This window comes from Neobacillus niacini, from assembly GCF_000759675.1.
Lineage (GTDB): Bacteria > Bacillota > Bacilli > Bacillales > Cytobacillaceae > Neobacillus > Neobacillus niacini_A.
In genome coordinates this window covers 1-203 of sequence record NZ_BAWM01000074.1, presented here as the reverse complement: position 1 = coordinate 203, position 203 = coordinate 1, and the positions used below count along the sequence as shown (strand labels likewise).

General features: G+C 44.3%; 1 rRNA gene. It reads right to left on the bottom strand.

From position 1 onward, the window contains the following. Positions 1-82: ribosomal RNA gene (gene rrf / locus TR08_RS19555) — 5S ribosomal RNA — on the bottom strand; the annotation flags it as partial. Positions 83-203 lie beyond the last annotated feature (121 nt).

Sequence of the window (203 nt, the reverse complement as noted above, 5' to 3'; positions counted from 1 at the left end):
CCCAACTACCATCGGCGCTGAGAAGCTTAACTTCCGTGTTCGGTATGGGAACGGGTGTGACCTTCTCGCCATTATTACCAGACTTTTTTAGAGGTTTCATTCCCTCAAAACTAGATAACCAGAAGAAGTTGTAAAACGAGTTCGCTTTAAAAATTGGTTAAGTCCTCGAACGATTAGTATCAGTCAGCTCCACACGTTACCGC